Consider the following 25675-nt stretch of genomic DNA (forward strand, 5'->3'; position numbering starts at 1 on the left):
GGGGGGGGGGGGGGGGGGGGGGGGGGGGGGGGGGGGGGGGGGGGGGGGGGGGGCGCCGGGGGTGGGCGGGGGGCCCCCCCCCCCCGCCGCTGGTGCCGACGGAAGTGGTCAGCCGGCCACCGCTGCGGCACGCCCGGGTGCGCCCCCGGCCCCGACCGTGTCGGCGGCCGGGACGAGGAGCCGTTCCGTCAGGTGGCCGAAGACGAGCCCGAAGACGACCCACAGGGTGGCCTGTACGGCGAGGGTCGCCAGACGGAACTCCCACAGCAGGGTCGCCGGGAAGTCCGGCCCGACCTCGTTGAACGAGGGCAGGAACGCATAGGCGGTCCCGATCACGGCCACGTACGCGGCGGCCCCGGCCACCGACGCGTTCCAGTTCCCCAGGCGCGGGGCCAGCCGCCTGGCGAGGATGACCGCGGCCACGGCCAGCAGCACGCTGAGCGCGACCATCAGGAAGAACAGCCCCGTGCGTCGGCCGATGGTGTCGGGGTCGCCGACGGCCGGCGGATTGGCCGGGTACTTCAGGAACGGGACGACGTACACGGACAGCAGCGCCGCGCCCGCGATCAGGGCGGCGGTGGCACGCGGTCCGAAGCGGCCGATCCGGCCGAGTGCGTAGCAGAAGACGAGGGCGGCGATACCGCCGATCGCCACCCCGAAGACCAGCAGACCGGTGGCGAGCCCGGCGGTGGACTGCACGGTGCGGCTGACGAGTTCCTCGCCGCCGTGGTCGTGGCTGTGCGCCTCCTCCAGCGCGATGGCCGCGTCCACCCGGGACTCCCCGAGGAAGTACGCGACGGCCAGGGCGAGCGCGCCGGCGATCAGCCCGGCGAGCATGCCCCGGACGAGAAGGGCTCTGACGGATATGGAGTTCATGTGGATTTCCCCTGGTCGGACGGAACGTCAGTGGCAGGGGAAGCCGAGGAGGTGGCGTCCGTCGTGGACCCACTCGTGCACGCCTGTGCCGGAGATGAGCGAGGTGGCGCCCTGCTCGGCGCCGACGAAGTAGAGCAGGACGAGCATGAGGATCCCGAAGAAGACCGCCCAGGGGGCGATGGCCTTCAGGGAGATGGGGGTGATCGCCGGTGCGGCGGTGGTGGGAACGGCAGCGGTCTGTGCCATGGCAGAACCTCCTGGGGGAACACGCGTCCCGATCGTGGTGCCGAGGCGAAGGTGCTGGGTCTGACTTCCCGTACGGGTACGGGTACACAGTGGCGCGACCGTGCCGGACTCTCACCGGACTTCCGTCACACCTTCGTCATGTCCCCCCGGACGATACCGTCTGGGAGCGGGCACGACCATGGGCCCTTCGGCGATCGGACCTGGCATCCTCCGGGGCCGGGGGCCGCTGCGTCCCGTGGTGGGGAACCGCCCCCTCCGCCGACGGCCGCATGCCATGGTGTGCGCACTCGGTGTCCATGGTTCCAGGGGGAGTTCCGGTCATGACGGTGCATGTGATGTCGGTCTCGCCGGCTCTCAACTCCGCGCTGCGCGAGGCCCGTTTCGACGGTGACGCACCGCTCGACGCGGCCGGTGTCCGGCAGGCCCGGGACGCCGCCGCGGCGGTACCGGCGGCCGACCGGTATGTGCGGGCGCCGTCGCAGCGGTGTGCCGGAACCGCCGACGCGCTGGGCCTGCGGGCCGATCCCGAACCCGCCCTGCGAGGCTGGGAGCTGGGCCGGTGGAGCGGGCGGCGACTGACGGAGGTGAGCGGAAGCGAACCCGAGGCGGTGTCGGCGTGGCTGACCGACCCCTCGGCGGCGCCGCACGGCGGGGAGTCGCTGACGGCGTTCTGCGCCCGGGTCGCCGACTGGCTGGACTCCGTGGCCGGGCGGTCCGACGACGGGAACGTCCGGATGCTGGTGGTCGCCGAACCCTCGGTGATCCGGGCGCTGATCGTCCGGGCGCTCGCGCTGCCGACGGAGTCGTTCTGGCGGCTGGACGTCGCCCCGCTGACACTGACCGGGCTCAGCGGCCGGGCAGGGCGGTGGAACCTGCGCTGCGGGCAGCCGTTGTCGCCGCCCCTCCGTCGCGACGGCGACCGCGTTCCCTGATCTCACGTCAATTTCCTTGTGAGAGAAAGGGATTGTCCGGGAGCGACCAGGCCGGACGGGTCGCCGCCCGCCCGGATGCCGTGGCCGACGCACACGGGTGTCCATCTGCTGCTGTTCCTGAACGGCACCGAGACGTTCCTGGTCTCTCCGCCGCTGCCGACCATCGCCGCGGCGGTCGGCGTCTCCGTCACCGCGGCGGCGGGCGTGCGCAGCGGCCGGGACCGGCCCCGGGGGCTCGCGGCTCCTGCGTCGGGCCCGGAGCCGTCGCTCCTGGACGGACGCCCGGGAGAGACGGTCCGAGCACCCGGCGAGGGACGCGCCCTGACGCCTGGGAGGGGCGGATCCGCCGGGGCTACGCGTCCCGGTACGCCTCCAGCAGCCGCAGCCAGACCTCGCTGATCGTCGGGTACGAGGGGACGGCGTGCCACAGCCGGTCGATGGGGACCTCGCCCGCGACGGCGATCGTCGCGGAGTGGAGCAGTTCCCCGATGCCCGGCCCGACGAAGGTGGCCCCGAGCAGGATCTCGCGGTCGAGGTCGACGACCATGCGGGCCCGGCCCCGATAGCCGTCCGCGTACAGGCCCGAGCCCGCCACCGCGGCGAGGTCGTGGTCGACGGCGCGTACGCGGTGACCGGCCCGTTCGGCCTCGGCGAGGTTGAGGCCGACCGAGGCGGCCTCGGGGTCGGTGAAGACCACCTGCGGCACGGCGGCGTGGTCGGCGGTGGCCGCGTGGGCCCCCCAGCGCCCGGTGTCCGTCGGGGTGCCGTGGGCGCGGGCGGCGATCGCGGCGCCCGCGACGCGCGCCTGGTACTTGCCCTGGTGAGTGAGGAGCGCCCGGTGGTTGACGTCGCCGACGGCGTACAGCCAGGTGAAGCCGTCGACGCGACAGCTGTCGTCGACGGTGAGCCAGGAGCCGGGCGTCAGGCCGACCGCGTCGAGCCCGAGGTCGTCGGTGCGTGGGGCCCGGCCGGTGGCGAAGAGGATCTCGTCGGCCACGACGCGCTCGCCGGTGTCCGTCTCCACGGTGACCGGCCCGTCGGGGGCGGGGCGACGCACGGCGGTCACGGAGGTTCCGGTACGGATGTCGGCCCCGGCCTCCGTCAGGGCCCGTGCGACCAGTTCGCCCGCGAAGGGTTCCATCCTCGGCAGCAGCCCCGGGCCCCGGACCAGCAACGTCACCTGGGCACCGAGCGCCTGCCAGACGGTGGCCATCTCCGTGCCGACCACGCCCCCGCCGACGATGACGAGGCGGCCGGGCACCTCCTTGGCACTGGTCGCCTCCCGGCTGGTCCAGGGGTGGGCCCCGGCGGCGCCGGGCAGGTCGGGCACCACGGCGCGACTGCCGGTGCACAGGGCCACGGCGTGCCGGGCCGTGAGCAGGTGCTCCGTGCCGTCGGGGGCGGCGACGGAGACGGTCCGCTCGCCGGTGAGCCTGCCCAGGCCGCGGAAGATGTCCGCGCCGATGCCCTCCAGCCAGGCGGCTTGTCCGTCGTCCTTCCAGTGCGAGGTGTATTCGTCCCGGTGGGCGAGGACGGCGTCCGTGTCGAGCGGTCCTTGTACGGCCCCGGCGAGGCCGGGCACGCGGCGGGCGTCGGCCCGGGCGACGACCGGGCGCAGCAGCGCCTTGCTGGGCATGCAGGCCCAGTACGAGCACTCGCCGCCGATGAGTTCCGACTCGACGACCGCCGTGCTCAGCCCGGCCGCGCGGGCCCGGTCGGCGACGTTCTCGCCCACCGGCCCGGCTCCGATCACCACGACGTCGTATTCGGCGTTCAGGGAGGGATCTGTCATGGGGACAGTCTGGTCGCGGGTGTGGGCGACGGCCACACGGGCAGGCGGAATAGGACGCGTGCCGGCACCGTTGTGCCGGGCGGATCCGAGCCGTACAGAAAGAGGGACAGAACATGAGCACCGTCGAGCTCACCAAGGAGAACTTCGATCAGGTCGTCAGCGACAACGACTTCGTCCTGATCGACTTCTGGGCTTCCTGGTGCGGCCCGTGCCGCCAGTTCGCCCCCGTGTACGACGCGGCGTCCGAGCGTCACGAGGACCTGGTCTTCGCCAAGGTCGACACCGAGGCGCAGCAGGAGCTGGCCGCGGCCTTCGACATCCGTTCCATTCCCACGCTGATGATCGTCCGGGAGAACGTCGCCGTGTTCGCGCAGCCCGGGGCGCTGCCGGAGGCGGCGCTGGAGGACGTCATCGGCCAGGCTCGGAAGCTGGACATGGACGAGGTCCGCCAGTCGATCGAGAAGCAGAAGAACGGGCAGGGGAAGTAGAGGGGGCGGGGATTCCCCCCGTGGAGTGAGGCCGAGGGAGCGGGGACGCGCCGGGCGCCGCACGGCAGGTGACGGTTCGAAGACGGCCCCCGGGCCGGTGCCCCCGTCGGTCGCCTGTGCGGGTGATCGGTGCCCGCCGCGGGGCCGGCGTGGCCGCTCAGGCGTCGGCTCCGCCGCCGGGGGCGTCGGTGGTGCGCTCGTTGATGCGGACGGAGAGCCCGTAGTCCAGTTCGGCCCCGTCGACCAGCAGTGCCTCGACCGTGTGCGTCGCCGGGTCGATGTCCGCCACGATGCCCTCGCCCGCGTACCGCGGATAGCCCGATGCGCCCGTCTCGCCGGTCGCCGCCACGACGGCCGAACGGAGGACGACGGTGTCGTCGCTCCCGGCGCCGCCGCCGGTCTCGTCCGCTCCGGTTCCGGACGTGTCCGTCGCGCCACCGGCCCCGGAGGTGTCCTTCCCGGCACCGGTCTCCGACGCGTCCTTCCCGGCGTCCGTCGCGGACGTGTCGGCGGCTTTCTCGGCGAATCCGGGAACGAGCAGGATCTCGTAACTCTGCGGATGGCTCATGGTCACGACGCTAAGGGCTGTCCCGTAGTCCCTGGTGGATCGGCGCGCGGCATCGGATTCGGTGCGTCGCGAGGCGGAGGGACGCCCGCCTACTGGATGTATGCGGGCGTTCCGACAACGCGGCGAGGTGCCGTAGCCGTCGTCGTGCGCCCGCCAGCGATACGGGACAGCCCTTGGGCAAGCGGCGCGCGGTGCGCACGTCGCCGCTCCCCCGGGGCGGGCGCGCTCCCCGGCCCGCGCGTGGCGGCCCGGGGAGGCGGGGCGGTTTCAACTGGATTCGCGGTGGACCACCTCGGCCCTGAGCAGGTCGTGGTACTCGGGGGCGCCGCCGGGCTGCCGCACCAGCCGGTCGACGAGGTCCGCGAGCGGCTGGGCCGTGGCCGCTTCGGTCCGTACCGTGCTCAGCCGGGGCCGCAGCAGCCGGCCGAGCATCAGGTCGTCGGCGCCGATCACCGCCGTCTCGCCGGGCACGTCGACCCCGGCGTCCTGGAGCGCCCGCATCAGGAGCATGGCGTGGGCGTCGTCGTACGCGAACACGGCGTCGAGCCGCAGGGCGCGCCAGCGGGCGGCGAGCCGGGCGGCGGAGTCCTCCTCGTACCGCAGCGGCAGGGGTTCGACGAGGGCCACGTGGTTCCGCACGGCGTGCCGGGCCCCGGAGAGCCGGGGTTCGGCGTACGGGGCGAGGCCCTGGTCCTCCGGCATGATCACGCCGATGCGGCGGCGGCCGCGGGCCAGCAGATGGCCGACGGCCCGGCCGCCGATCTCCCGCTGGTCCATGACGAGCGCGTGGGCACCGGCCACCGGTCGTGGGCCGAGGGTGACGACGGCTCTGGCCCCCGATCTGCGGAGCGTGGATATGCCCTGCGGGGTGAGGGCGATGGTGCCGGGTGCGACGACGGCGACGGGGCGCAGTTCGGCCCAGGCGAGGGCCGCCTCGTCGGCGCCCAGGCCGGTGCTGCCGTACTGGACCACGGTGTAGTCGAGGCCGCGCAGACCGGATTCCAGTTCGCACAGGAAGCGGTGGTGGAGCGGGCCGGCCGGGAGGTCGACGGTGGGCAGCAGCACGGTGCGGCTGTGTCCCGCGCGCAGGCTGCGTGCGGCGGCGTGCGGGACGTAGCCGAGTTCGGTGGCTGCCGCCCGGACCCGGCGCCGGGTGGACTCGCTGATCCGCACGGTCGTGCTGTCGTTCAGTACGTACGACACGGTGGCCCGGGAGACGCCGGCGAGTCGTGCCACATCTGCGCTGGTCGGGACGGGGCCCTCGGTGGGTTGCTTCGGTAACTGGCTCATGGCGTCGGGCAGTCTCGCAGACCCGGGCCCCGGGAGCGGCCCGATCGCGCCGACCTGACGCCCCGTCGGACACGAAGTCCGGCCGGACCGACCCGTTCCGCGGCCCCGCCCGCCGGACGGTCCGGGCCGGGTTCTACGGTGTGGGGATGAACGCGCAGCACTATGACGACCACACCGACGACGCGGCCTTCGTCCCCGGCCGCACCGGCCCCTCAGCGACCCGTGAGGCGGACCCGCGCGACGTGGGACCCGTCCGCACCTCGTACGCTCCCGACCGGGACGGGGAGCCGGACCCGGGGGAGATCGTCTGGACCTGGGTGCCGTTCGAGGAGAACGACGGGCGGGGCAAGGACCGGCCCGTGCTGGTGGTGGCGCGGGAGGCGGCGGGCGCCTTCCTCGCCGTGCAACTGTCCAGCAAGCAGCACGACATGGACCGGGAGTGGGTGGCGCTCGGGTCCGGGCCGTGGGACGGCTCCGGTCGGCCGTCCTGGGTCGATCTGGACCGCGTGCTGCGGGTGCACGAGGACGGGATGCGGCGCGAGGCGTGCGCCCTGGACCGCGAGCGGTTCGACCGGGTCGTCGGCCGGCTGCGGGAGCGCTACGGCTGGCACTGACCGCCGAACACCCGCGCGAAGGCGGACCGGGTAACGGAATCCGGGGCACGGTCGAGGATGCCGAAGACGATCTGCTCGAAGTGCCCGGCGAACCGCCCGCCGTCCAGGAGCAGCGCCCGGAACGCCCGGGCCACCTGCTCCGGATCGTTGCGGAACACACCGCAGCCCCAGGCGCCCAGCACCAGCCTGCGGTAGCCGCGCACCGCCGCCACCTCCAGGACGCGTTCGGCGCGGGAGGCGAGGACGGCGGGGATGTGGTGGGCCTCCTCGGGGGTGCGGTCCCGGACGACCCCGGCGTTGGGCGCCGGGGAGGTGAGGAAACCGACGGTGTACGGGGTGTCGAGCAACCGCCCCCGGTCGTCGCGGAAGACCGGCACGCCCGGTGTGTGGATCACCCGGTCGGTGTAGAGGGCGCCGCGCTCCGCGCGGTGACGGGCGTAGTACTCGGGCGCGCGCAGCAGTGTGGCGTGGAGGGCCGACGCGCGGCACAGGGCCTCCTCCTGGGCCTGTGCGCCGTTGAGGTAACCGCCACCGGGGTTACGGGCGGAGGCGTAGTTGAGGACGGCGATCCTGCCGGGGGCCTCGCCGGTCATCCGGTGCGCCGCCCGCAGACTGCTCTCGTCGGTCACCTCGATGGCGGGAGTGCGGTCGGTGTCGAGTGCCACGACGGGCACCGGCTGCGGACCGTACAGCCGGGTGCCCGAGAGCGCGGCCGTGACGGCGCGCTCGATGTCCACCTCGCGTCCGTCCGGCGTGCGGTAGCGGCCGGCCGCCACGATGTCCTCGGTCTCGCGCGCGATGGCGCGCAGCCGTGCGCTCATCGATACTCCCCCGTGTGGTGCATACCGGGCATCGTCGTCGCTCCGGGGGCACCCGTGCAATCGAATTTCCGACGCGGAAGGGCACTCTTGTGCGATCCCTCCGCAGGGGTTTGGGTGGTACGGACGAACCGAGCAGAAGGAGGTCCCGGCATGTCATCCGACGGCGTATCGGGCTACCACGGTCCGCCCGTCCATGCCCCGCCCCTCGACGAGGGCGGGGCGGAGGACTTACTGCGTTGCATCTGTTTCAAGACCGGGCCGCCCCGCACCGTCGGGGTCGAACTCGAATGGCTCATCCACCACCGGGACCGGCCTCGCGTCCCGGTCCCGCCCGAACGTCTCGACGCCGCCCGCGCGGCCCTGCGGGAGCTGCCCCTGAGCGCGGCTCTCACCTTCGAACCCGGTGGCCAGCTGGAGCTCAGCTCGCGGCCCGCGAACTCCCTGATGGCCTGCGTGGAGGCCACGTCCGCCGACCTCGCCGCCGTGCGCGGCGCCCTGGACCGGCTGGATCTCGCGCCGGTGGGGCTCGGCCTCGACCCCTGGCATCCCCCTCGCCGCGTGCTGCGCGAACCGCGCTACGACGCCATGGAGATCTCCTTGGACCGGTCGGGCCCGGCCGGGCGCGCCATGATGTGCACCACCGCGTCCGTCCAGGTCTGCCTGGACGCCGGGGAGGAGGAACCCGGCCCGCTGGGCTACGCGCGGCGCTGGCAGCTGGCCCACCTGCTGGGTGCGGTGCTGGTGGCGGTCTTCGCCAACTCGCCCCTGCGCCGGGGCCGTCGCACACCGTGGCGGTCCGCCCGGCAGTCGCTGTGGGCCGAACTCGATCCGCGGCGCTCGCTGGCCCCGGTCGGCCACCTGCCGCCCCGCCACGCCTGGGCGGCGCACGTCCTGGACTCGCCGGTGATGTGCGTCCGGGACGACACCGGGCCGTGGATCGTGCCGGACGGTCTGACCTTCCGCGAGTGGATCCGCACCGGCGCTCCGAGACCACCGGTGCGCGCCGATCTCGACTACCACCTCAGCACCCTCTTCCCGCCGGTGCGCCCGCGCGGGCACCTCGAACTGCGCATGATCGACGCGCAGTCGGGCACGGACGGATGGCTGGTGCCGCTCGCCGTCGCGACCGCCGTGTTCGACGATCCGGAGGCCGCCGAGACGGTGTACCGCGCCGTCAAGCCGCTCGCCGAGACGGCAGGGCCGAGGCCCGCCCCACGCAATCCTCTGTGGGTGGCCGCAGCCCGTGACGGGCTGAACGACCCGGAACTGCGCGCGGCGGCCACCGTCTGCTTCGAGGCCGCGCTGGAGGCACTGCCCCGGATCGGGGCGACCACGGCCGTGCGGGACGCGGTCGCGGAGTTCGACGACCGCTTCGTCGCGCGGGGCCGCTGCCCGGCCGACGATCTTCCCGGGCTGCTCGCGCCGCGACCGGCGGAGGGCTCCGGCCACTTCGAGGGACACCGCTCATGACCCACTCCCCCGCACCCGGCACCTCCCGCACCGCCCGCTCGGCCGGGCCGGACCGGACGGAACCCATGGACACCGAGGCGCTCCGCCGGCGCGCCCTGACCGCACTGCTCGCCGCCCGGGAACGGACCGCGCTGCTCACCGACAGCGTGGACGACCACGAACTGACCACGCAGCACTCGCCGTTGATGTCCCCACTGGTCTGGGACCTCGCACACATCGGCAACCAGGAGGAGTTCTGGCTGCTGCGCACGGTGGCGGGCCGGGAGGCGATGCGCCCGGAGATCGACGGGCTGTACGACGCCTTCCAGCACCCCCGGGCGACCCGGCCCTCGCTGCCGTTGCTGCCACCCGCCGAGGCCCGCTCGTACACCGCGCAGGTACGGGACCGCGCGCTGGACGTCCTCGACGGTACGGTGCTGCGCGACGACCGTCCGCTGCTCCGGTCCGGGTTCGCGTTCGGCGTGATCGCCCAGCACGAACAGCAGCATGACGAAACGATGCTGATCACCCATCAGCTGCGTTCCGGTCCGGCGGTGCTCACCGCTCCGGAACCGCCCGCGCCCACCGACGCGGGCCCCTCGTCCGCCGAAGTCCTGGTCGAGGGCGGTCCGTTCACGATGGGCACGTCGACCGAGCCATGGGCCCTGGACAACGAGCGCCCCGCCCATGTGCGCGACGTTCCGGCGTTCTTCATCGACTCCACCCCGGTCACCTGCGGGGAGTACCTGCGTTTCGTCGAGGACGGCGGCTACGCGCGGGAGCGCTGGTGGACCCCGGAGGGCTGGGCGATGGTCCGCGAGCACGAGCTGACCGCCCCGCTGTTCTGGTACCGGGACGCCGGTCAGTGGCTGCGCCGCCGTTTCGGCGTGACCGAGCCGGTGCCCGAGCGCGAGCCCGTGCTCCACGTCAGCTGGTACGAGGCGGACGCGTACGCCCGCTGGGCGGGGCGCCGGCTCCCCTCGGAGACGGAGTGGGAGAAGGCGGCGCGCCACGACCCGGCGTCGGGGCGTTCACGGCGCTATCCGTGGGGCGACGAGGACCCGACCCCCGAGCGGGCCAACCTGGGCCAGTGCCATCTGCGCCCGGCCCCGGCGGGCGCCTACGCGGCCGGACAGTCGGCCCTGGGCGTGCGGCAGCTGATCGGCGACGTGTGGGAGTGGACCGGGAGCGACTTCCTGCCGTACCCGGGCTTCTCCGCATTCCCGTACCGCGAGTACTCCGAGGTGTTCTTCGGTCCGGCCCACAAGGTGCTGCGGGGCGGTTCGTTCGCCGTGGCTCCCGTGGCGTGCCGGGGGACGTTCCGCAACTGGGACCTGCCGGTGCGGCGTCAGATCTTCTCCGGGTTCCGCACCGCGAGGGATGCCTGATGTGCCGACATATCGCTTGCGTGGGACCGTCGATGGCGCTCGGCGAGGTGCTGACCCGGCCGCCGCACGGCCTGGTGCGCCAGTCCTGGGCGGCGCGCCGTCAGCGGCACGGAACGGTCAACGCCGACGGTTTCGGCGTCGGCTGGTACGCGGACGGCGACCCGGTGCCGGGCCGGTACCGGCGCGCGGGCCCCGTCTGGGGCGACGAGACGTTCGCCGATCTGGCCCGGGTCGTGCGCACCACCGCGCTGCTGGCCGCGGTGCGCGACGCGACCGAGGCCGGTGCCGACGGGGAGGCCGCCGCCGCGCCGTTCGCCGCCGGCGAGGTGCTGTTCAGTCACAACGGCGCGGTGAAGGGCTGGCCCGGCTCCGTTGCGTCGCTCGCCGCCGCACTGCCACCGGCCGAGCTGCTGTCCCTGACCGCCCGCTGCGATTCGGCCCTGGTCTGGGCCCTCGTGCAACACCGCCTGGCCGACGGGTACCCGCTGCCGCAGGCGGTGGCCGACACCGTGCTCGACGTGGCGTCGGCTGCGCCCGGCTCACGCCTGAACCTGCTGCTGACCGACGGCACCTCGATCGTGGCGACGGCCTGGGGCGACACCCTCTGGTACCTCACCGGCCCCGGTCCGCGCACGGTCGTGGCCTCGGAGCCGTACGACGACGACCCGCGCTGGCGCGAGGTCCCCGACCGGACGCTGCTGACGGCGAGCCGCGCCGACCTTCTGCTGACCCCGCTCAAGGAGCCGACCCAGTGAGCCCCTTCCTGCTGACCCGCACCCTGCCGGAGGACGCGACGGACGCGGCGCTGCGCGCCGACGTGCTGCACGGCCTGACCCGGTACCCGAAGACGCTGCCGCCCAAGTGGTTCTACGACGCGCACGGCAGCGAGCTCTTCGAGGAGATCACCCGGCTCCCCGAGTACTACCCGACCCGTGCCGAGCGGGAGATTCTCATCGACCGCGCCGAGGAGATCGCCCGGGTCTCCGGGGCGCGGACCCTGATCGAGCTGGGTTCGGGCTCGTCGGACAAGACCCGGCACCTGCTGGACGCGCTGCCCGGGCTGCACAGCTACGTGCCGGTCGACGTGAGCGAGAGCGCGTTGCGCGGCGCGGCCGAGACGCTGCTGGCGCAGCGGCCCGGGCTCTCCGTGCACGCGCTGATCGCCGACTTCACGGGCGGTCTGGCGCTGCCGGGGACCCCGGGGCCGCGGCTGGTCGCGTTCCTGGGCGGCACGATCGGCAATCTGCTGCCGGACGAGCGGGCGGTGTTCCTGAGGTCGGTGCGGTCCCTGCTCTCCCCCGGCGACGCGCTGCTGCTGGGCACGGATCTGGTGAAGGACGAGAAGGTGCTGGTCGCCGCGTACGACGACGCGGCGGGGGTGACGGCCGAGTTCGACAGGAACGTGCTGCGGGTCGTCAACCGGGAGCTGGGGGCGGACTTCGACCCGGCGGACTTCGAGCACGTGGCGCTGTGGGATCCGGAGCGGGAGTGGATCGAGATGCGGCTGCGGGCCCGTTCGACGCTGACGGTGAAGATCCCGGCCCTCGACCTGGTGGTGCCCTTCGAGGCGGGTGAGGAGATGCGTACGGAGGTGTCGGCCAAGTTCCGCGAGGAGGGTGTCCGCGCCGAGCTCGCCGGGGCCGGGCTGCGGCTGGATCAGTGGTGGACGGATTCCGGTGAGCGGTTCGCGCTGTCGTTGGCGACGGCCGTCTGAGCGAGACGGGCCAGGGTCCGGCGGTCCGGCGGGTCGTCGGCCGCGAGCGGCGGCAGGACGTGGACCTCGGCGGTCAGTCCGGCGGACGTCACCACCCGCCACAGCGAGGACATGAGCGGATCGTCGCCGACGAACGCGGCCGCGCCGGCCGGGGCGGGGCGCTCCGTCGGCGCGGACCCGTCGAGCCCCGGCGCCCGGCCGCCCTGCGGGACGTCGCGCGGCGGCCGGGTCCGGTAGCTGATGCGTACGGGCCGGATCTCGGCGTGCGCGTCGATCGCGGCCTGGAACACGGCGGGGCCGAACCGGCCGCCGCCCCGCCCGCACCAGGTCGTGCCCTCCGGGTAGGCGACGACCCGGGAGCCGTCGCGCAGCGCTTCCGCGATCTCGCGCACGGTGTCGGGCAGGGCCCGCAGCCGGTCGCGGTCGACGAAGAGGGTGCCGCCCGCGGCGGCGAGCGGGCCGAGCAGCGGCCAGTCCCCTATCTCGCGCTTGGCCAGCATCCGGCCGGGGAACACGGCCGCGACGAGAGGGATGTCCAGCCAGGAGATGTGATTGGCGACGACGAGTGTGCCCGGCGCCCCGGGGACACCCGGGGAAGACACCGGACCGCCGGTGATCCGCACGCGTACGCCGAAGGCGCGTACGATCCCGTGCGACCAACGGCGGATCAGCCGCTCCCGCCGCGCAGGACCGAGCAGCAGCGCGAAGGGGGCGAACAGCGCCCCGGCCAGGAGGAGCGCGCAGCCGGCGCACAGCAGGGCCACGGCGAGCGGGCGCGGCCGGGTGGGGCCCTCGTGTGCGGCGCAGGCGCGCGGAGTGCAGGGCGCGGCGGGCAGCCAGGGGTTCATCGCAGCGGGGCGAGCGAGAGGAAGTGGCGCAGGTAGCGCGGGTCGGTGCTGCTCAGCGAGAGCAGGACGTACAGGTCGGCGACGTTGAAGTCGGGGTCGTGGGCGGGCGCCCCGCACACCCGCGCGCCGAGTCGCAGATAGCCGCGCAGCAGGGGCGGGAGTGTGCCGAGTCCCGTGGGCAGGTCCGCGCGTCCGGCGACCGCCGCATCGGCCTGCCAGAGCCGGTGGGGCGTGACCCAACGGTCCTGCGGGGCCAGGTACTTGGTGCGTACGGTCTCCCACGCCCCGGCCGCCGCGACACCGCCGTCGGCCAGGGGTATGGAGCAGCAGCCGGCCAGCCAGTCGTGGCCGGTGCGCTGCATGTAGCGGGCGAGTCCGGCCCAGATCAGCGCGATGACGGCGCCGTCCCGGTGGGCCGGGTGGACACAGGACCGGCCGACCTCGACGAGGTCGTCGCGGATCGGGGCGAGGCGGCCGAGGTCGAACTCGCCCTCCGCGTAGAGCCGTCCGGCGATGCGTGCGCGGTCGGGCGGCAGCACGCGGTACGTGGCGACGATGTCGCCGGTGGACTGCTCCCGGACCAGCAGATGGTCGCAGTAGGCGTCGAACGCGTCGCTGTCCAGGCCGGGTTCGCGGCCTTCCAGCCGGGCGCCGAGTTCGCCCGCGAAGACCAGGTGGCGCAGGCGCTGGGCCGCGCGCACCTCCTCCTGGTCCGCGGCGAGGGACACCCGGTAGCGCGGTGCGGTCGAAGGTATGGGCTGCGCCGGGACGACGGGGGCGGTGGGCGGGGAGGTGACGGGCAGCGCGTTCATGACGGACTCCGATGACGGATCGGCAAGGGCGGCCGCCGGGCACCGTCGCACCGCTGCGAGGGCCCGGCCCCTTACTTCTTCCGTGACCGGCTGGATTCGACATGACCGGACGGGAGAGCCCGGATGTGCGGCGGCTGAATCCCGGGTGCGGCCGGATCCGTGTGTCCACCGTCGGGTGCCCCGAGCGCCCCCGACGCGGGCTGCCGCCGCGCGGACGGGGGCGAGGGAAGCGCGTACCGGTGGGTGCGCACCGGGGACGCGGGGGCGGGAGAGGTCCGCACCGCGGGCGCGAGAGCCGCGGGTGTACGCACCGCCGATGCGCGCCCGGTGACGTCCGGGCCGCTCAGGCGTCGATCAGCTGCCCGCGAGCAGGTCGGAGATCTTCTCCGAGGCGACCCTCGCCGCCTTCTCCGCGTCGCCGCCCTCCAGGACGACCGTCATGTACGGCTTGATCGGGTTGTCGGCCTCGACGTCGGCCCACTGGGGCGAGTTGGGCGTGGCGCGTCCCTTCGTCGCACCGCGCGCCATCGCCGCCGTACCCGGCTGTCCTTCGATGACGTGCGCGAGCTCCGGCTTGTTGGGGACGTAGCTCATTTCCTTGGCGAGCTCCTCCTGCCACGCGCGGCTCGCCAGTGCCTTGACCACCTCGATGCCCTGGGTCCGCTGCTCCGCCTTCTGCGGAACGATCAGGTCGGACCCACCGGTGAACACCGAACCGGGTGTCTTCGCGGTCTTGCCCGGTATCGGGAAGTAGCCCAGTTTTCCCTTGAGTTCGGGGTTGAGCCGCTCGATCTGCTCGGCGTCACCGGGCACCGCGATGATCTGCCCGACGTCGCCCTTGGCGAAGACCTCGGCCTGCGGGGGCTTCGCCTCGTCCGAGTCCTTCGGGCCGTCGCCGAGCGCCTGGAGCTTCTTGTAGAAGCTCATGCCGCGCAGCGCCTCGGGGCTGTCCAGGGTGCCTTCCCACTCGCCGGAGCCGTCGGAGGCGAGCTCTCCGCCCTCGTCCCAGATGAATCCGGCGAGTACGTACCAGTTCTGGCCGGCGAGGTAGATGCCCTGGTCGCCGTTCCGGCCGAGCTTCTCGGTGTCCGCGATCCACTCGTCCCTGGTCTTCGGTGGGGATTCGATACCGGCCTGCTCGAAGAGATCCTTGTTGTAGATCACCACTCGATTGGCCGCGTACCACGGAATTCCGTACTGGACCCCGTCGATGCTGCCGGGGTCGGCGAGTCCGGGCAGCCAGTCCGCGCCTCCCAGGTCGCGCACGGACTCCAGCGTGAGGTCGCGCAGACCGCCGCTCTCCGCGTACTGGGACACCTGGGTGTTGCCGACCTCGATGACGTCCGGGGTGTCCTTGCCCTTGAGGGCGTCCATGACCTTCGAACCGATGCCGGTCCAGCTCTGGATCTTGAACTCCAGCTCGACGGAAGGGTGCTCGTCCTCGTACGCCTCCGTGAAGCGCTTGAGGAAATCGGCTGACACACTGTTCTTCATCAGCCAGATCGTGACCTTCTTGTTGCCGGACGCGTCCGCGCCGGAGATGATTCCGCACCCGCTCAGCGCGACAGCGGAAACGAGCGCGACGGCTCCGACGAGCAAGCGGTTCTTCACCAGGTTCACCTTCTGTGAATCGGCACGACGAAATCCAGAACCCGGTGTGGGGGATTGCGGGCGGTGCTCGCACGGGCGTGGCTGGATTTTGGTATGGACCATTGGTTCCGTCAAGCCCCGTTCATCACATTCTGCACACCAATCTCTCGCGTACCCGGGCAGGGTGGGGCACCTTGGTAGAAAAGAAGAGGAGACAAAGCATGTCAAACCACACGTATCGAGTCACCGAGATCGTGGGATCCTCCCACGAGGGCGTCGACGACGCCATCCGCAGAGGTATCGCACGGGCGTCGGAAACGTTGCGCAATCTCGACTGGTTCGAGATCACCGAGGTTCGCGGAGAGATCAGGAACGGCCGGATCGAGCACTATCAGGTGGGGCTGAAAGTAGGCTTCCGACTCGACGAACCAAGCTGAACCACCGCGACCGGCGGGGACCGCCGGAACACCGGACGTCCGCCATCGCCGGAGCACGGGCCGCCGGGACCCTCGAAGGTCAGGTACGCCCCTGGCTCTCCTGCGCGTCCACGAGTGCGGGCGACACCGCGCCCCAGCCGGCCCGCACCACCGCGAAACCGGCCCGTTCCGCCGCATCGCAGACGAGTTCGTCGTCGTCGACCAGCATCCGTACCTCGCGCTCGCGGGCCAGCCGCTTCAGGACGTCCAGCTTGGTGTGCCGGGCGGGCCTGCGGTCGTCGTTGCGGCGCATGTACAACTTCCCCTCGGGCAGCCCGTGTTCGGCCAGCCAGGCCAGGGTGTCCCGGCGGCACCGCTCGGGCCGCCCGGTGAGGTACCCGATCTCGCACTCGTCGGCGCTGACCAGGACGAGGCGTACGCCCTCGGGGAGCGGCGGATCGTCGACGGCCGCGGCGAAGAAGGCGTTCCAGTCGCGCCGGGCACCTTCCAGGTGGTACTGGCGGTGACCGGTGTCCGCGAGCGTTCCGTCCAAGTCGAATACGGCCAGCGGCCGGTGGTCGTCTCTCACCGCTCCATCACATCAGATCGGCGACGCACCCAGGAGCGCCGGTACGCCCGCGACGGCGACCCATGCGGCGACGCGCACGGGCCGGCGCCGCGACAGGTCCGACGCGTCGTGCGTGCCGGGTCCCGGACTCGGGGCGTGTGGGATGCGTCTCCATGCACCGGAGCATCCGCGGGCCGGGCATCGGGCTCCGGGCGACGGCCGCCCCGGCGGCACGTCCGCGTGCGGACCGCGGCATCCGGTCGGGGCCGACCGGCCCGGGGCTCGGAGGGCCGTCGGATCCGGGGAGCCGGGCCACCGCCGGCCCCGGGAGCCGGCCGGCGGTCACGCGGATCCGTCCGCCACGAACCGCGCGCACCCGCGCAGGGATGTGTGATCATGTACCTGCGTTCCGTATGGTTGGCAAAAAGTTGTGCAGGATGCGCATGGAACCTGAAGCATTCGTAAAGCTATATTCAGGTTTGTGGCATCCAACGTTCAACATGTGAAGCGAATACTCCTGCGTTCCGGGAAGAGTCCCTACGACGTCGTCCCCGTGGAGCGCGCTCTGCACGAGGACGTGTTCGCCACCAACGCGGGCAATCTGATCTTCAGCGATGCCGCGCACAAGCTCCTGGAGACGCCGCGCGCGGAGGTGGTGTCGAACGGCATCGCCACCCGGGTCGCCGACGCCGAGCGCATCAACAGCGAGTACGACGTGTTCGTCGTGCCGCTCGCCAACGCCTTCCGCCCGTCCTTCGAGCGGCAGTTGGCACGCCTGACCCAGCTCATCACCAAGCTGAGGATCCCGGTCGTCGTCCCGGGCGTGGGCGCCCAGACCGGGGTCGACTACTCGGCGGAGCGGCTGCGTCCGATGAAGGACACGGTCTACGCGTTCGTGTCGGCGGTGCTCGACCACAGCGCCTCCATCGGTGTGCGCGGCGAGTTCACCGAGCGGTATCTGCGGGACATGGGCTTCCGTGACGTGGACGTCATCGGCTGCCCCTCGATGTTCCTCCACGGCCCCCGGCTGGACATCCGCGCGAAGGGCGGGCCGCTCGGCCCCGGGTCCCGGATCGCCGTCAACGGATCGCACGACGCGGTGCGCAAGCACAAGCTCGGGCGAATCATCGACCGCGCCCACGCGCGCTACCCCCACCTCCGGTTCGTCGGCCAGAACCTCTCCGACGCGCGCCAGCTGCACTGGCGTGACCTGTCCCACCCCAACGCCGCCGTGACCGGCATCCCCACCCACCCCGACCACCCCATGTACCGGGAGGACAAGGTCCGGGTCTACATCGATCCGATCACCTGGATGAACGACCTGCGGGGCTTCGACTTCTCCTTCGGCTCCCGCATCCACGGCAACATCGCGGCGCTCCTCGCCGGAACCCCCGCCACCGTGCTCTGCGGCGACTCCCGGACCCTGGAACTGTGCCGCTACTTCGACATCCCGCATCGGATGCTGACGAAGGTGCCCACCGACATCGACCCCGCCGAGCTGTACGCGGAGGCGGACTTCGGACCGCTCAGGCGCGGTCACCAGGAACGGTTCGAACGGTTCACGGGCTTCCTGGACAAGAACGGCCTGGAGAACACCTTCTCCCACGGCGACGGCGGCGCGGCGTTCGAGGCACGGATGAGCGCCCTGGCCTTCCCCCCGGGCATCCGGCCCTGGAACGGCAACGACGCCGCCGCGATGGGGGATCGTCTCAACTGGCTGCAGACGCAGCTGACGGAGCTCGCCGCGCAGAACACCCTGCTCAAGCGTCAGCTCGCGAAGAAGGCCGCGATTCCCACCCAACGCTCCACCTACCAGCGGGCCCGCAGCGCCGTCGGCCGTCCCCTCAAGCGCGCCCTGCGCCCCTCCCGCTGAAGGCCGTCCCCGCACGCCTCCCGCCCCGGGGCACCACGCCCCGTCCACCGGCACCCCGCGCCCGGACGGGGTGCCGTCCCGGGCGTCCGGCGCCGGGCCGGGCCCCGCGGCGCCACGTCCGCATCCGCCTAGAATCGGAGTGTTTGTTCGCGCCCATCAGCCTTGATCCGATTCGTACGGAGTCCGACGCCATGCCCACCCCCCACGATCCGTACGTCCGGGTGCGCGGCGCCCGCGAGCACAACCTCCAGGACGTGTCGGTCGACATCCCGCGCGACACCCTCACCGTGTTCACCGGCGTCTCGGGGTCCGGGAAGTCCTCCCTCGCGTTCGGCACCCTGTACGCGGAGGCACAGCGCCGCTACTTCGAATCGGTCGCACCGTACGCCCGGCGGCTGATCCACCAGGTCGGCGCGCCCGCGGTCGGAGAGGTCACCGGGCTGCCGCCCGCCGTATCGCTGGAGCAGCGCCGATCGGCGCCCGGCGCTCGTTCCTCGGTCGGGACGGTGACCACGCTCTCCAACTCGTTGCGCATGCTGTTCTCGCGTGCCGGGGAGTACCCGCAGGGCGCCGAGCGGCTGGACTCCGACGCGTTCTCCCCGAACACGGCCGCCGGGGCGTGCCCGGAGTGCCACGGTCTCGGTCTGGTCCACCGCACCACCGAGGAACTGCTGGTGCCGGACCCCTCGCTGTCGATCCGGGAGGGCGCGATCGCCGCCTGGCCGGGGGCCTGGCAGGGCAAGAACCTGCGCGACGTACTGGACGCGCTCGGCTACGACGTCGACCGGCCCTGGCGCGAGCTGGACGCGCGGGACCGGGAGTGGATCCTGTTCACCGACGAGCAGCCGGTGGTGACGGTCCATCCCGTGCGCGAGGCCGGGCGCATCCAACGCCCGTACCAGGGCACGTACATGAGCGCCCGCCGCTATGTGATGCACACCTTCGCGGACTCCAGGAGCCGCACCCTGCGCGCCAAGGCCGAGCGCTTCCTGACAGGTTCGCCGTGCCCGGTGTGCGAGGGCAGCCGGTTGCGCCCCGAGGCCCTGGCCGTCACCTTCGCCGGCCGTACGATCGCCGAACTCGCGGCGCTGCCGCTCGGTTCGCTCGCCGAGGTGCTGCACGCGGCGGACGGCGGCGAGACGGCACGGGTGCTGGCGGCGGACCTGCTGGCCCGGATCGAGACGGTCACCGAGCTGGGCCTCGACTACCTCAGCCTCGACCGCACGGCCCCGACGCTGTCGTCCGGGGAGCTCCAACGGCTGCGTCTGGCCACACAGTTGAGGTCCGGGCTGTTCGGTGTCGTGTATGTGCTGGACGAGCCGTCGGCCGGTCTGCACCCGGCGGACACCGAGTCGTTGCTGACGGTCCTGGGCCGGCTGAAGGAGGCCGGGAACTCGGTGTTCGTCGTGGAGCACCAGATGGACGTGGTGCGCCGGGCGGACTGGCTGGTGGACGTGGGGCCGCTGGCGGGCGAGCACGGCGGGCGGGTGCTGCACAGCGGCCCACCTGCGGGCCTGGCGGACGTGCCGGAGTCGGCGACCCGGCGCTTTCTCTTCGGCGACGGGCGCGCTCCGGTGCGGGAGGTGCGTACCCCGTCGGGCTGGCTGCGGCTGGGCGGGATCGACCGGCACAACGTGCGGGGCGTGGACGCCGCGTTCCCGCTCGGTGTGTTCACGGCCGTCACCGGTGTCTCCGGATCGGGCAAGTCGACGCTGGTGGGCCAGGTGCTGGCCGGTGTGCTGGCCGACCGGCGGTCCACGTCCGACATGCCCGCACCGTTGCCCGCGGCCGGGTGCGCGTCGGCCGAGGGCGTGGAGGCGGTGGACCGGCTCGTGCAGGTGGACCAGAAACCGATCGGCCGTACCCCCCGGTCCAATCTGGCCACGTACACGGGGCTGTTCGACGTGGTGCGCAAGCTGTTCGCCGGGACGGACACGGCGCGGGAGCGCGGCTACCGGGCGGGGCGGTTCTCCTTCAACGTGGCGGGCGGGCGGTGCGAGACCTGTCAGGGCGAGGGCTTCGTCTCCGTGGAACTGCTCTTCCTGCCCAGCACGTACGCGCCCTGCCCGGACTGTCACGGCGCGCGGTACAACCCCGAGACCCTGGAGGTCACCCTGCGCGGTCTCGACATCGCGCAGGTGCTGGATCTGACGGTGGAGTCGGCGGCCGGCTTCTTCGCCGGGACCCCCGCCGCCGAGCGCAGCCTGCGAACGCTGCTCGACGTCGGCCTCGGCTATCTGCGGCTCGGTCAGCCGGCCACCGAGCTGTCCGGCGGGGAGGCGCAGCGGATCAAGCTCGCCGCCGAGCTCCAGCGCACCCGCCGGGGGCACACCGTGTACCTGCTGGACGAGCCGACGACGGGGCTGCATCCGGCCGATGTCGAGGTGCTGATGCGGCAGTTGCACGGCCTGGTCGACGCCGGTGACACGGTGGTGGTCGTGGAGCACGACATGGCGGTGGTGGCGGGCGCCGACCATGTGATCGACCTCGGGCCGGGCGGCGGCGACCGGGGCGGGCGGATCGTGGCGGCGGGCCTGCCCGCCGATGTCGCCCGCGCGGAGGGCAGCCGTACGGCGCCGTACCTCGCCTCCGCCCTCGGAATCCGCTGAAGGAACGGGCGCGCTGCAACTACGGCTTTCTCATGGCGAGTTGCCGATTCAGGCAAGCAATCGGAAATGAATGGGCAAAGAACATTGACCGCGCGCTGGTCCAGACCAATCATGGGCATGCCTCGCGGCCTATCCGCGCCGTGCGGCTTGTGACCCCGGCCGGGATTCACAGGAACGGGCCGCGCCCTTCGACGGGGCGCGGCAGAGCCTTGCGATCCGCCCGTTGTCTCACCCCGCTGGGAGCAGACCCCATGAGACGTCCACGCGCACTCGGTGCGTTCCTGAGTGTTCTGGCGACGACCGTCGCGTCCGCCGGCCTGGTCCTCGGATCGGGAGGCGGCGCGCAGGCCGCCGCGACCGCCGCCACTCCCCTGCCCGCGCACGTCTTCGCCCCGTACTTCGAGGCATGGACCGGAGACAGTCCGGCCGCACTCTCGCAGCAGTCCGGTGCGAAGTACCTGACCATGGCCTTCATCCAGACGGAGGCGCGCGGCTCCTGCACGCCGTACTGGAACGGCGACCCCGATCAGCCCATCGCGCAGTCGCAGTTCGGCGCCGACTTCACCACCATCCGCTCGCGCGGCGGCGACGTGATCCCGTCGTTCGGCGGCTACACGGCCGACAACGGCGGCACGGAGATCGCCGACAGCTGTTCCAGCGTCGACTCGATCGCCGCCGCGTACCAGAAGGTCATCACGACCTACGACGTGTCCCGCCTCGACATGGACATCGAGGACAACTCGCTGGAGAACAACGCCGGAATCGACCGCCGCAACAAGGCGATCAAGAAGGTGCAGGAGTGGGCCACCGCCAACGGGCGTCCGCTCCAGATCTCCTACACCCTGCCCACCACCACGAGCGGACTCGCCGACAGCGGTCTGGCGGTGCTGGAGAACGCCGTGTCCAACGGCACCCGGGTCGACGTCGTGAACCTGATGACGTTCGACTACTACGACGGCGCCTCGCACAACATGGCGCAGGACACCAAGACGGCGATCACCGGACTCAAGGGCCAGCTGGCCGAGCTGTACCCGTCGAAGACCGACGCGCAGCTGTGGGGCATGACCGGGATCACCGAGATGCCGGGCATCGACGACTACGGCCCCGCCGAGACGTTCACCACGGCGGACGCGCCCGTGGTGTACGACTGGGCCGTGTCCAAGGGGGTCAACACCCTGTCGTTCTGGGCGCTCCAGCGCGACAACGGAGGCTGCCCCGGCACCGGCGGCAGCGACTCCTGCTCCGGCATCGCCCAGGACACGTGGTACTTCACCCACACCTTCGCGCCCTTCACGGGCGGCGGGGGTCCGGTGACGGACGACTACTCGGTGTCCGTCACGCCCGCTTCGGCCACCGTCGCCCCCGGCGCTTCCGTCTCGGCGACCGTGAACACCGCGGTGGTCTCGGGCACCGCGAAGACCGTGGCGCTGACGGCGAGCGGGCTGCCCGCCGGTGTGACCGCGACGCTCAGCCCGACCTCGGTCACCGCGGGCGGCGCCTCGAAGCTGACACTCGTCGCGTCGGCGTCCGCGGCGCCGGGCACGTACCCGGTCACCGTCACCGGCGCCTCGGGCACGCTCAGCCACTCGGCCGCGTTCACCCTGACCGTGTCCGGTCCGGGCGGCGGCAACGGCTCCCTGGTGAACGGCGACTTCGAGACGGGTTCACCGAGTCCCTGGACCTGTGGGTCCGGTGGCTCGGTCGTCTCCGCGCCCGTGCACGGCGGCGGCCACGCGCTCGCCGTGGCGGCCACCGCGTCGCAGACGGGCGAGTGCGCGCAGACGCTCACCCTGGCTCCCAACACCGCGTACACGCTGAGCGGTTGGCTCCAGGGCAGCTACGGCTACCTCGGAGTCCGGGGCGACGCCTCGGCGAACACCTGGGGTTCGTCGAGCGGCTACGCCAAGCAGTCCGTCGCGTTCACGACCGGCTCGACCGGCAAGGTGACCGTCTATGTGCACGGCTGGTACGGGCAGGGCACGGTCTACGCGGACGACCTCGCCGTGACGTCCTGACCGCGCGGGACGTCCAGTGACTTCCTGGTCCCGGAGGTGGGCGGCCTCCGGGGCCAGGAACCCGACGCCTTCTCAGCGACGCACCTTCCGGGTCGCCCGCAGCCACTCCTTGTTCATGGCGGCGATCGACGGCAGCGGGATGCCCTTCGGGCAGGCGGTGGCGCACTCGCCGGTGAGGGTGCAGCCGCCGAAGCCCTCGTCGTCCATCTGCGCGACCATGTCGAGGACCCGGGTCTCGCGCTCGGGGGCGCCCTGCGGCAGGACGTTGAGGTGGTTGATCTTCGCCGAGGTGAAGAGCATCGCCGAACCGTTGGGGCAGGCGGCGACGCAGGCGCCGCAGCCGATGCACTCGGCGTGCTCGAAGGCGAAGTCGGCGTCCGGTTTGGGCACCGGAGTGGCGTGTGCCTCGGGGGCGGTGCCGGTCGGGGCGGAGATGTAGCCACCGGCCTGGATGATCCGGTCGAAGGCCGAACGGTCCACGACCAGGTCCTTGACGACCGGGAACGCGGAGGCGCGCCAGGGTTCGATGTCGATGGTGTCGCCGTCCTCGAAGGACCGCATGTGGAGCTGGCAGGTGGTGGTGCGCTCGGGGCCGTGGGCATCGCCGTTGATGACGAGACTGCAGGCGCCGCAGATGCCCTCGCGGCAGTCGTGGTCGAAGGCGACGGGGTCGTCGCCGTCGAGGATGAGCTGTTCGTTGAGGGTGTCGAGCATTTCGAGGAACGACATGTCCTGCGAGATGCCGTCCACCTCGTAGGTGGACATGGCGCCGGTGGCGTCGGCGTTCTTCTGGCGCCAGACGCGCAGGGTGAGCTTCATGCGTAGCTCCGCTGGGTGGGGTGGACGTACTCGAAGACGAGGTCTTCCTTGTGCAGGACGGGCGCCTCGCCGGTGCCGGAGAACTCCCAGGCGGCGGCGTAGGAGAAGTCCTCGTCGCGGCGGGCGGCCTCGCCGTCCGGGGTCTGGGACTCCTCGCGGAAGTGGCCTCCGCAGGACTCGGTGCGGTGCAGGGCGTCGAGGCACATGAGCTCCGCGAGCTCCAGGTAGTCGACGATGCGGTTGGCCTTCTCCAGGGACTGGTTGAGCTCGTCGCCGGTGCCCGGCACCTTGATCCGGCGCCAGAACTCCTCGCGGATCTCCGGAATCCGCGCGAGCGCCGTGCGCAGCCCCCGCTCGTCGCGGGCCATGCCGCAGTACTCCCACATCAGTTCGCCGATCTCGCGGTGGAAGGAGTCGGGAGTGCGGTCGCCGTCGACGGAGAGCAGCAGGTTGAGCCGGTCCTCGGTCTCGGCGACGGCCTCCTCGACCGCGGGGTGCGAGGCGTCGACGTCGTCGTGGCGCGGGTTGCGGGCCAGGTAGTCGTTGATGGTGGAGGGCAGGACGAAGTACCCGTCGGCGAGCCCCTGCATCAGCGCGGACGCGCCGAGGCGGTTGGCACCGTGGTCGGAGAAGTTGGCCTCGCCGATGGCGAAGAGGCCGGGGACGGTGGTCTGGAGGTCGTAGTCGACCCAGAGTCCGCCCATCGTGTAGTGCACGGCCGGGTAGATCCGCATCGGTGTCTCGTACGGGTCCTCCGCGGTGATCCGCGCGTACATGTCGAAGAGGTTGCCGTACTTCTCCTCCACCTTGGCCCGGCCCATGCGCCGGATGGCATCGGCGAAGTCCAGGTAGACGCCCTGGCCGCCCGGTCCCACGCCGCGCCCCTCGTCGCAGACGTTCTTCGCGGCGCGGGAGGCGATGTCGCGGGGCACGAGGTTGCCGAAGGAGGGGTAGACGCGCTCCAGGTAGTAGTCGCGCTCGCCCTCGGGGATCTCGTTGGCGGGGCGGTTGTCGCCCTTGGCCTTCGGCACCCAGATCCGGCCGTCGTTGCGCAGCGACTCGCTCATCAGCGTCAGCTTGGACTGGTGGTCGCCGGTGCGCGGGATGCAGGTGGGGTGGATCTGGGTGAAGCAGGGGTTGGCGAAGTGCGCGCCGCGGCGGTGGGCCCGCCAGATGGCGGTGGCGTTGGAGTTCATGGCGTTCGTCGACAGGTAGAAGACGTTGCCGTATCCGCCGCTGGCCAGCACGACGGCGTCGGCGAAGTAGGTGTCGATCTTCCCGGTGACGAGGTCGCGGGCGACGATGCCGCGGGCCCGGCCGTCGACGACGATCAGGTCGAGCATCTCGGTGCGGGCGTGCATCTCGACGTTGCCCGCGGCGATCTGCCGCGACAGCGCCTGGTAGGCGCCGAGCAGGAGCTGCTGTCCGGTCTGGCCGCGGGCGTAGAAGGTGCGGGAGACCTGGACGCCGCCGAAGGAGCGGTTGTCGAGGAGGCCGCCGTACTCGCGGGCGAAGGGGACGCCCTGGGCGACGCACTGGTCGATGATCTCCACGGAGATCTGGGCGAGCCGGTGGACGTTGGACTCGCGGGCGCGGAAGTCGCCGCCCTTGACCGTGTCGTAGAAGAGACGGTGGATCGAGTCGCCGTCGTTGCGGTAGTTCTTCGCGGCGTTGATGCCGCCCTGCGCGGCGACGGAGTGGGCGCGGCGGGGCGAGTCCTGGAAGCAGAACTGGACGACGTGGTAGCCCTGTTCGGCGAGGGTCGCGCCGGCCGAACCGCCGGCCAGGCCGGTCCCGACGACGATGACGGTGTGCTTGCGGCGGTTGGCCGGGTTGACCAGTTTGGCCTGGAAGCGTCGGGTGTCCCAGCGTTCGGCGATCGGTCCGTCGGGGGCCTTGGTGTCGGTGACGGGCGCGCCGGTCTCGTAGTGCGTGTAGTCGGTCATG

The 25675-nt window shown here is 72.3% G+C and carries 23 protein-coding genes; 11 read left to right on the plus strand and 12 right to left on the minus strand.

Features of this window, described 5'->3' with window-relative positions:
- Positions 1-108: 108 nt before the first annotated feature.
- A complete protein-coding gene (locus tag AB0E67_RS24970; RefSeq protein WP_362030660.1) occupies positions 109-876 on the minus strand; it encodes a CbtA family protein in 768 nt (255 codons plus the stop codon).
- Positions 877-903: 27 nt separating this feature from the next.
- On the minus strand, positions 904-1122 hold the full coding sequence (locus AB0E67_RS24975; protein ID WP_362030662.1) for a CbtB domain-containing protein: 219 nt from the start codon (positions 1120-1122) through the stop codon (positions 904-906).
- 320 nt (positions 1123-1442) lie between these two features.
- Between AB0E67_RS24975 and AB0E67_RS24980 the strand changes: the two genes are divergently transcribed.
- The gene (locus AB0E67_RS24980; protein ID WP_362030664.1) at positions 1443-2054 is read left to right on the plus strand and encodes a histidine phosphatase family protein; all 612 of its coding nucleotides are present in this window, start codon (positions 1443-1445) and stop codon (positions 2052-2054) included.
- A gap of 352 nt (positions 2055-2406) precedes the next feature.
- On the opposite strand, the gene AB0E67_RS24985 is transcribed toward AB0E67_RS24980, so the two are convergent.
- Complete coding sequence (locus tag AB0E67_RS24985) at positions 2407-3846, minus strand: NAD(P)/FAD-dependent oxidoreductase (protein ID WP_362030666.1); 1440 nt, start codon at positions 3844-3846, stop codon at positions 2407-2409.
- A gap of 113 nt (positions 3847-3959) precedes the next feature.
- On the opposite strand from AB0E67_RS24985, the gene trxA reads away from it, so the two are divergent.
- Complete coding sequence (gene trxA, locus AB0E67_RS24990) at positions 3960-4334, plus strand: thioredoxin (protein ID WP_362030668.1); 375 nt, start codon at positions 3960-3962, stop codon at positions 4332-4334.
- Positions 4335-4491: 157 nt separating this feature from the next.
- On the opposite strand, the gene AB0E67_RS24995 is transcribed toward trxA, so the two are convergent.
- Both AB0E67_RS24995 and AB0E67_RS25000 read right to left on the minus strand, forming a co-directional pair.
- The gene (locus AB0E67_RS24995) at positions 4492-4902 is read right to left on the minus strand and encodes a hypothetical protein (protein ID WP_362030670.1); all 411 of its coding nucleotides are present in this window, start codon (positions 4900-4902) and stop codon (positions 4492-4494) included.
- A gap of 267 nt (positions 4903-5169) precedes the next feature.
- Positions 5170-6192 (minus strand): LacI family DNA-binding transcriptional regulator, encoded by a 1023-nt coding sequence (locus tag AB0E67_RS25000; RefSeq protein WP_362030672.1) that lies wholly within the window; start codon positions 6190-6192, stop codon positions 5170-5172.
- 146 nt (positions 6193-6338) lie between these two features.
- On the opposite strand from AB0E67_RS25000, the gene AB0E67_RS25005 reads away from it, so the two are divergent.
- The gene (locus AB0E67_RS25005; RefSeq protein WP_362030674.1) at positions 6339-6806 is read left to right on the plus strand and encodes a type II toxin-antitoxin system PemK/MazF family toxin; all 468 of its coding nucleotides are present in this window, start codon (positions 6339-6341) and stop codon (positions 6804-6806) included.
- Here AB0E67_RS25005 and AB0E67_RS25010 read toward each other — a convergent pair.
- A complete protein-coding gene (locus tag AB0E67_RS25010) occupies positions 6791-7627 on the minus strand; it encodes a TIGR02452 family protein (protein WP_362030676.1) in 837 nt (278 codons plus the stop codon). The genes AB0E67_RS25005 and AB0E67_RS25010 overlap by 16 nt on opposite strands.
- 150 nt (positions 7628-7777) lie before the next feature.
- Here AB0E67_RS25010 and egtA point away from each other — a divergent pair, with 150 nt between their 5' ends.
- The 4 genes from egtA (at position 7778) to egtD (ending at position 12178) form a co-directional block, all read left to right on the plus strand.
- The gene (gene egtA, locus AB0E67_RS25015) at positions 7778-9097 is read left to right on the plus strand and encodes an ergothioneine biosynthesis glutamate--cysteine ligase EgtA (protein WP_362030678.1); all 1320 of its coding nucleotides are present in this window, start codon (positions 7778-7780) and stop codon (positions 9095-9097) included.
- Positions 9098-9162: 65 nt separating this feature from the next.
- Entirely contained in the window at positions 9163-10464 is a 1302-nt protein-coding gene (gene egtB, locus AB0E67_RS25020; RefSeq protein ID WP_362030820.1) for an ergothioneine biosynthesis protein EgtB, read from the plus strand.
- Positions 10464-11219 (plus strand): ergothioneine biosynthesis protein EgtC, encoded by a 756-nt coding sequence (gene egtC / locus AB0E67_RS25025; protein WP_362030679.1) that lies wholly within the window; start codon positions 10464-10466, stop codon positions 11217-11219. The genes egtB and egtC overlap by 1 nt, the downstream gene beginning before the upstream one ends.
- Positions 11216-12178 carry an L-histidine N(alpha)-methyltransferase gene (gene egtD, locus AB0E67_RS25030; RefSeq protein WP_362030681.1) on the plus strand — a complete coding sequence of 321 codons (963 nt, stop codon included), beginning with the start codon at positions 11216-11218 and terminating at the stop codon, positions 12176-12178. Before egtC ends, egtD begins: the two co-directional genes overlap by 4 nt.
- Here the strand turns inward: egtD and AB0E67_RS25035 are convergent.
- From AB0E67_RS25035 to AB0E67_RS25045, 3 genes are all read right to left on the minus strand, one after another.
- Positions 12121-13026 carry a lysophospholipid acyltransferase family protein gene (locus tag AB0E67_RS25035; RefSeq protein ID WP_362030683.1) on the minus strand — a complete coding sequence of 302 codons (906 nt, stop codon included), beginning with the start codon at positions 13024-13026 and terminating at the stop codon, positions 12121-12123. The two genes, egtD and AB0E67_RS25035, sit on opposite strands and share 58 nt — an antisense overlap.
- The gene (locus AB0E67_RS25040; protein WP_362030685.1) at positions 13023-13838 is read right to left on the minus strand and encodes a GNAT family N-acyltransferase; all 816 of its coding nucleotides are present in this window, start codon (positions 13836-13838) and stop codon (positions 13023-13025) included. Before AB0E67_RS25040 ends, AB0E67_RS25035 begins: the two co-directional genes overlap by 4 nt.
- 354 nt (positions 13839-14192) lie before the next feature.
- Positions 14193-15449 carry an extracellular solute-binding protein gene (locus tag AB0E67_RS25045; RefSeq protein WP_362030687.1) on the minus strand — a complete coding sequence of 419 codons (1257 nt, stop codon included), beginning with the start codon at positions 15447-15449 and terminating at the stop codon, positions 14193-14195.
- Between the two features lie 200 nt (positions 15450-15649).
- Here AB0E67_RS25045 and AB0E67_RS25050 point away from each other — a divergent pair, with 200 nt between their 5' ends.
- Complete coding sequence (locus tag AB0E67_RS25050; protein ID WP_362030689.1) at positions 15650-15865, plus strand: dodecin; 216 nt, start codon at positions 15650-15652, stop codon at positions 15863-15865.
- A 79-nt stretch (positions 15866-15944) separates the two neighbouring features.
- Here AB0E67_RS25050 and AB0E67_RS25055 read toward each other — a convergent pair whose 3' ends face one another.
- Positions 15945-16433, minus strand: a complete 489-nt coding sequence (locus AB0E67_RS25055) for a hypothetical protein (RefSeq protein ID WP_362030691.1) — start codon at positions 16431-16433, stop codon at positions 15945-15947.
- Positions 16434-16914: 481 nt separating this feature from the next.
- On the opposite strand from AB0E67_RS25055, the gene AB0E67_RS25060 reads away from it, so the two are divergent.
- The 3 genes from AB0E67_RS25060 to AB0E67_RS25070 all read left to right on the plus strand — a co-directional run bounded on the left by AB0E67_RS25060 (position 16915) and on the right by AB0E67_RS25070 (position 22909).
- Complete coding sequence (locus AB0E67_RS25060; protein WP_362030693.1) at positions 16915-18285, plus strand: polysaccharide pyruvyl transferase family protein; 1371 nt, start codon at positions 16915-16917, stop codon at positions 18283-18285.
- A gap of 191 nt (positions 18286-18476) precedes the next feature.
- Positions 18477-20894 (plus strand): excinuclease ABC subunit UvrA, encoded by a 2418-nt coding sequence (uvrA, locus tag AB0E67_RS25065; protein WP_362030695.1) that lies wholly within the window; start codon positions 18477-18479, stop codon positions 20892-20894.
- A gap of 251 nt (positions 20895-21145) precedes the next feature.
- Positions 21146-22909 (plus strand): glycosyl hydrolase family 18 protein, encoded by a 1764-nt coding sequence (locus AB0E67_RS25070; RefSeq protein ID WP_362030697.1) that lies wholly within the window; start codon positions 21146-21148, stop codon positions 22907-22909.
- 72 nt (positions 22910-22981) lie between these two features.
- Here the strand turns inward: AB0E67_RS25070 and AB0E67_RS25075 are convergent, their stop codons facing one another.
- Both AB0E67_RS25075 and AB0E67_RS25080 read right to left on the minus strand, forming a co-directional pair.
- Positions 22982-23728 (minus strand): succinate dehydrogenase/fumarate reductase iron-sulfur subunit, encoded by a 747-nt coding sequence (locus tag AB0E67_RS25075; RefSeq protein WP_362030699.1) that lies wholly within the window; start codon positions 23726-23728, stop codon positions 22982-22984.
- The gene (locus AB0E67_RS25080) at positions 23725-25674 is read right to left on the minus strand and encodes a fumarate reductase/succinate dehydrogenase flavoprotein subunit (RefSeq protein WP_362030701.1); all 1950 of its coding nucleotides are present in this window, start codon (positions 25672-25674) and stop codon (positions 23725-23727) included. Before AB0E67_RS25080 ends, AB0E67_RS25075 begins: the two co-directional genes overlap by 4 nt.
- Position 25675 lies beyond the last annotated feature (1 nt).

This window comes from Streptomyces sp. NPDC032161, from assembly GCF_040636995.1.
Taxonomy (GTDB): domain Bacteria; phylum Actinomycetota; class Actinomycetes; order Streptomycetales; family Streptomycetaceae; genus Streptomyces.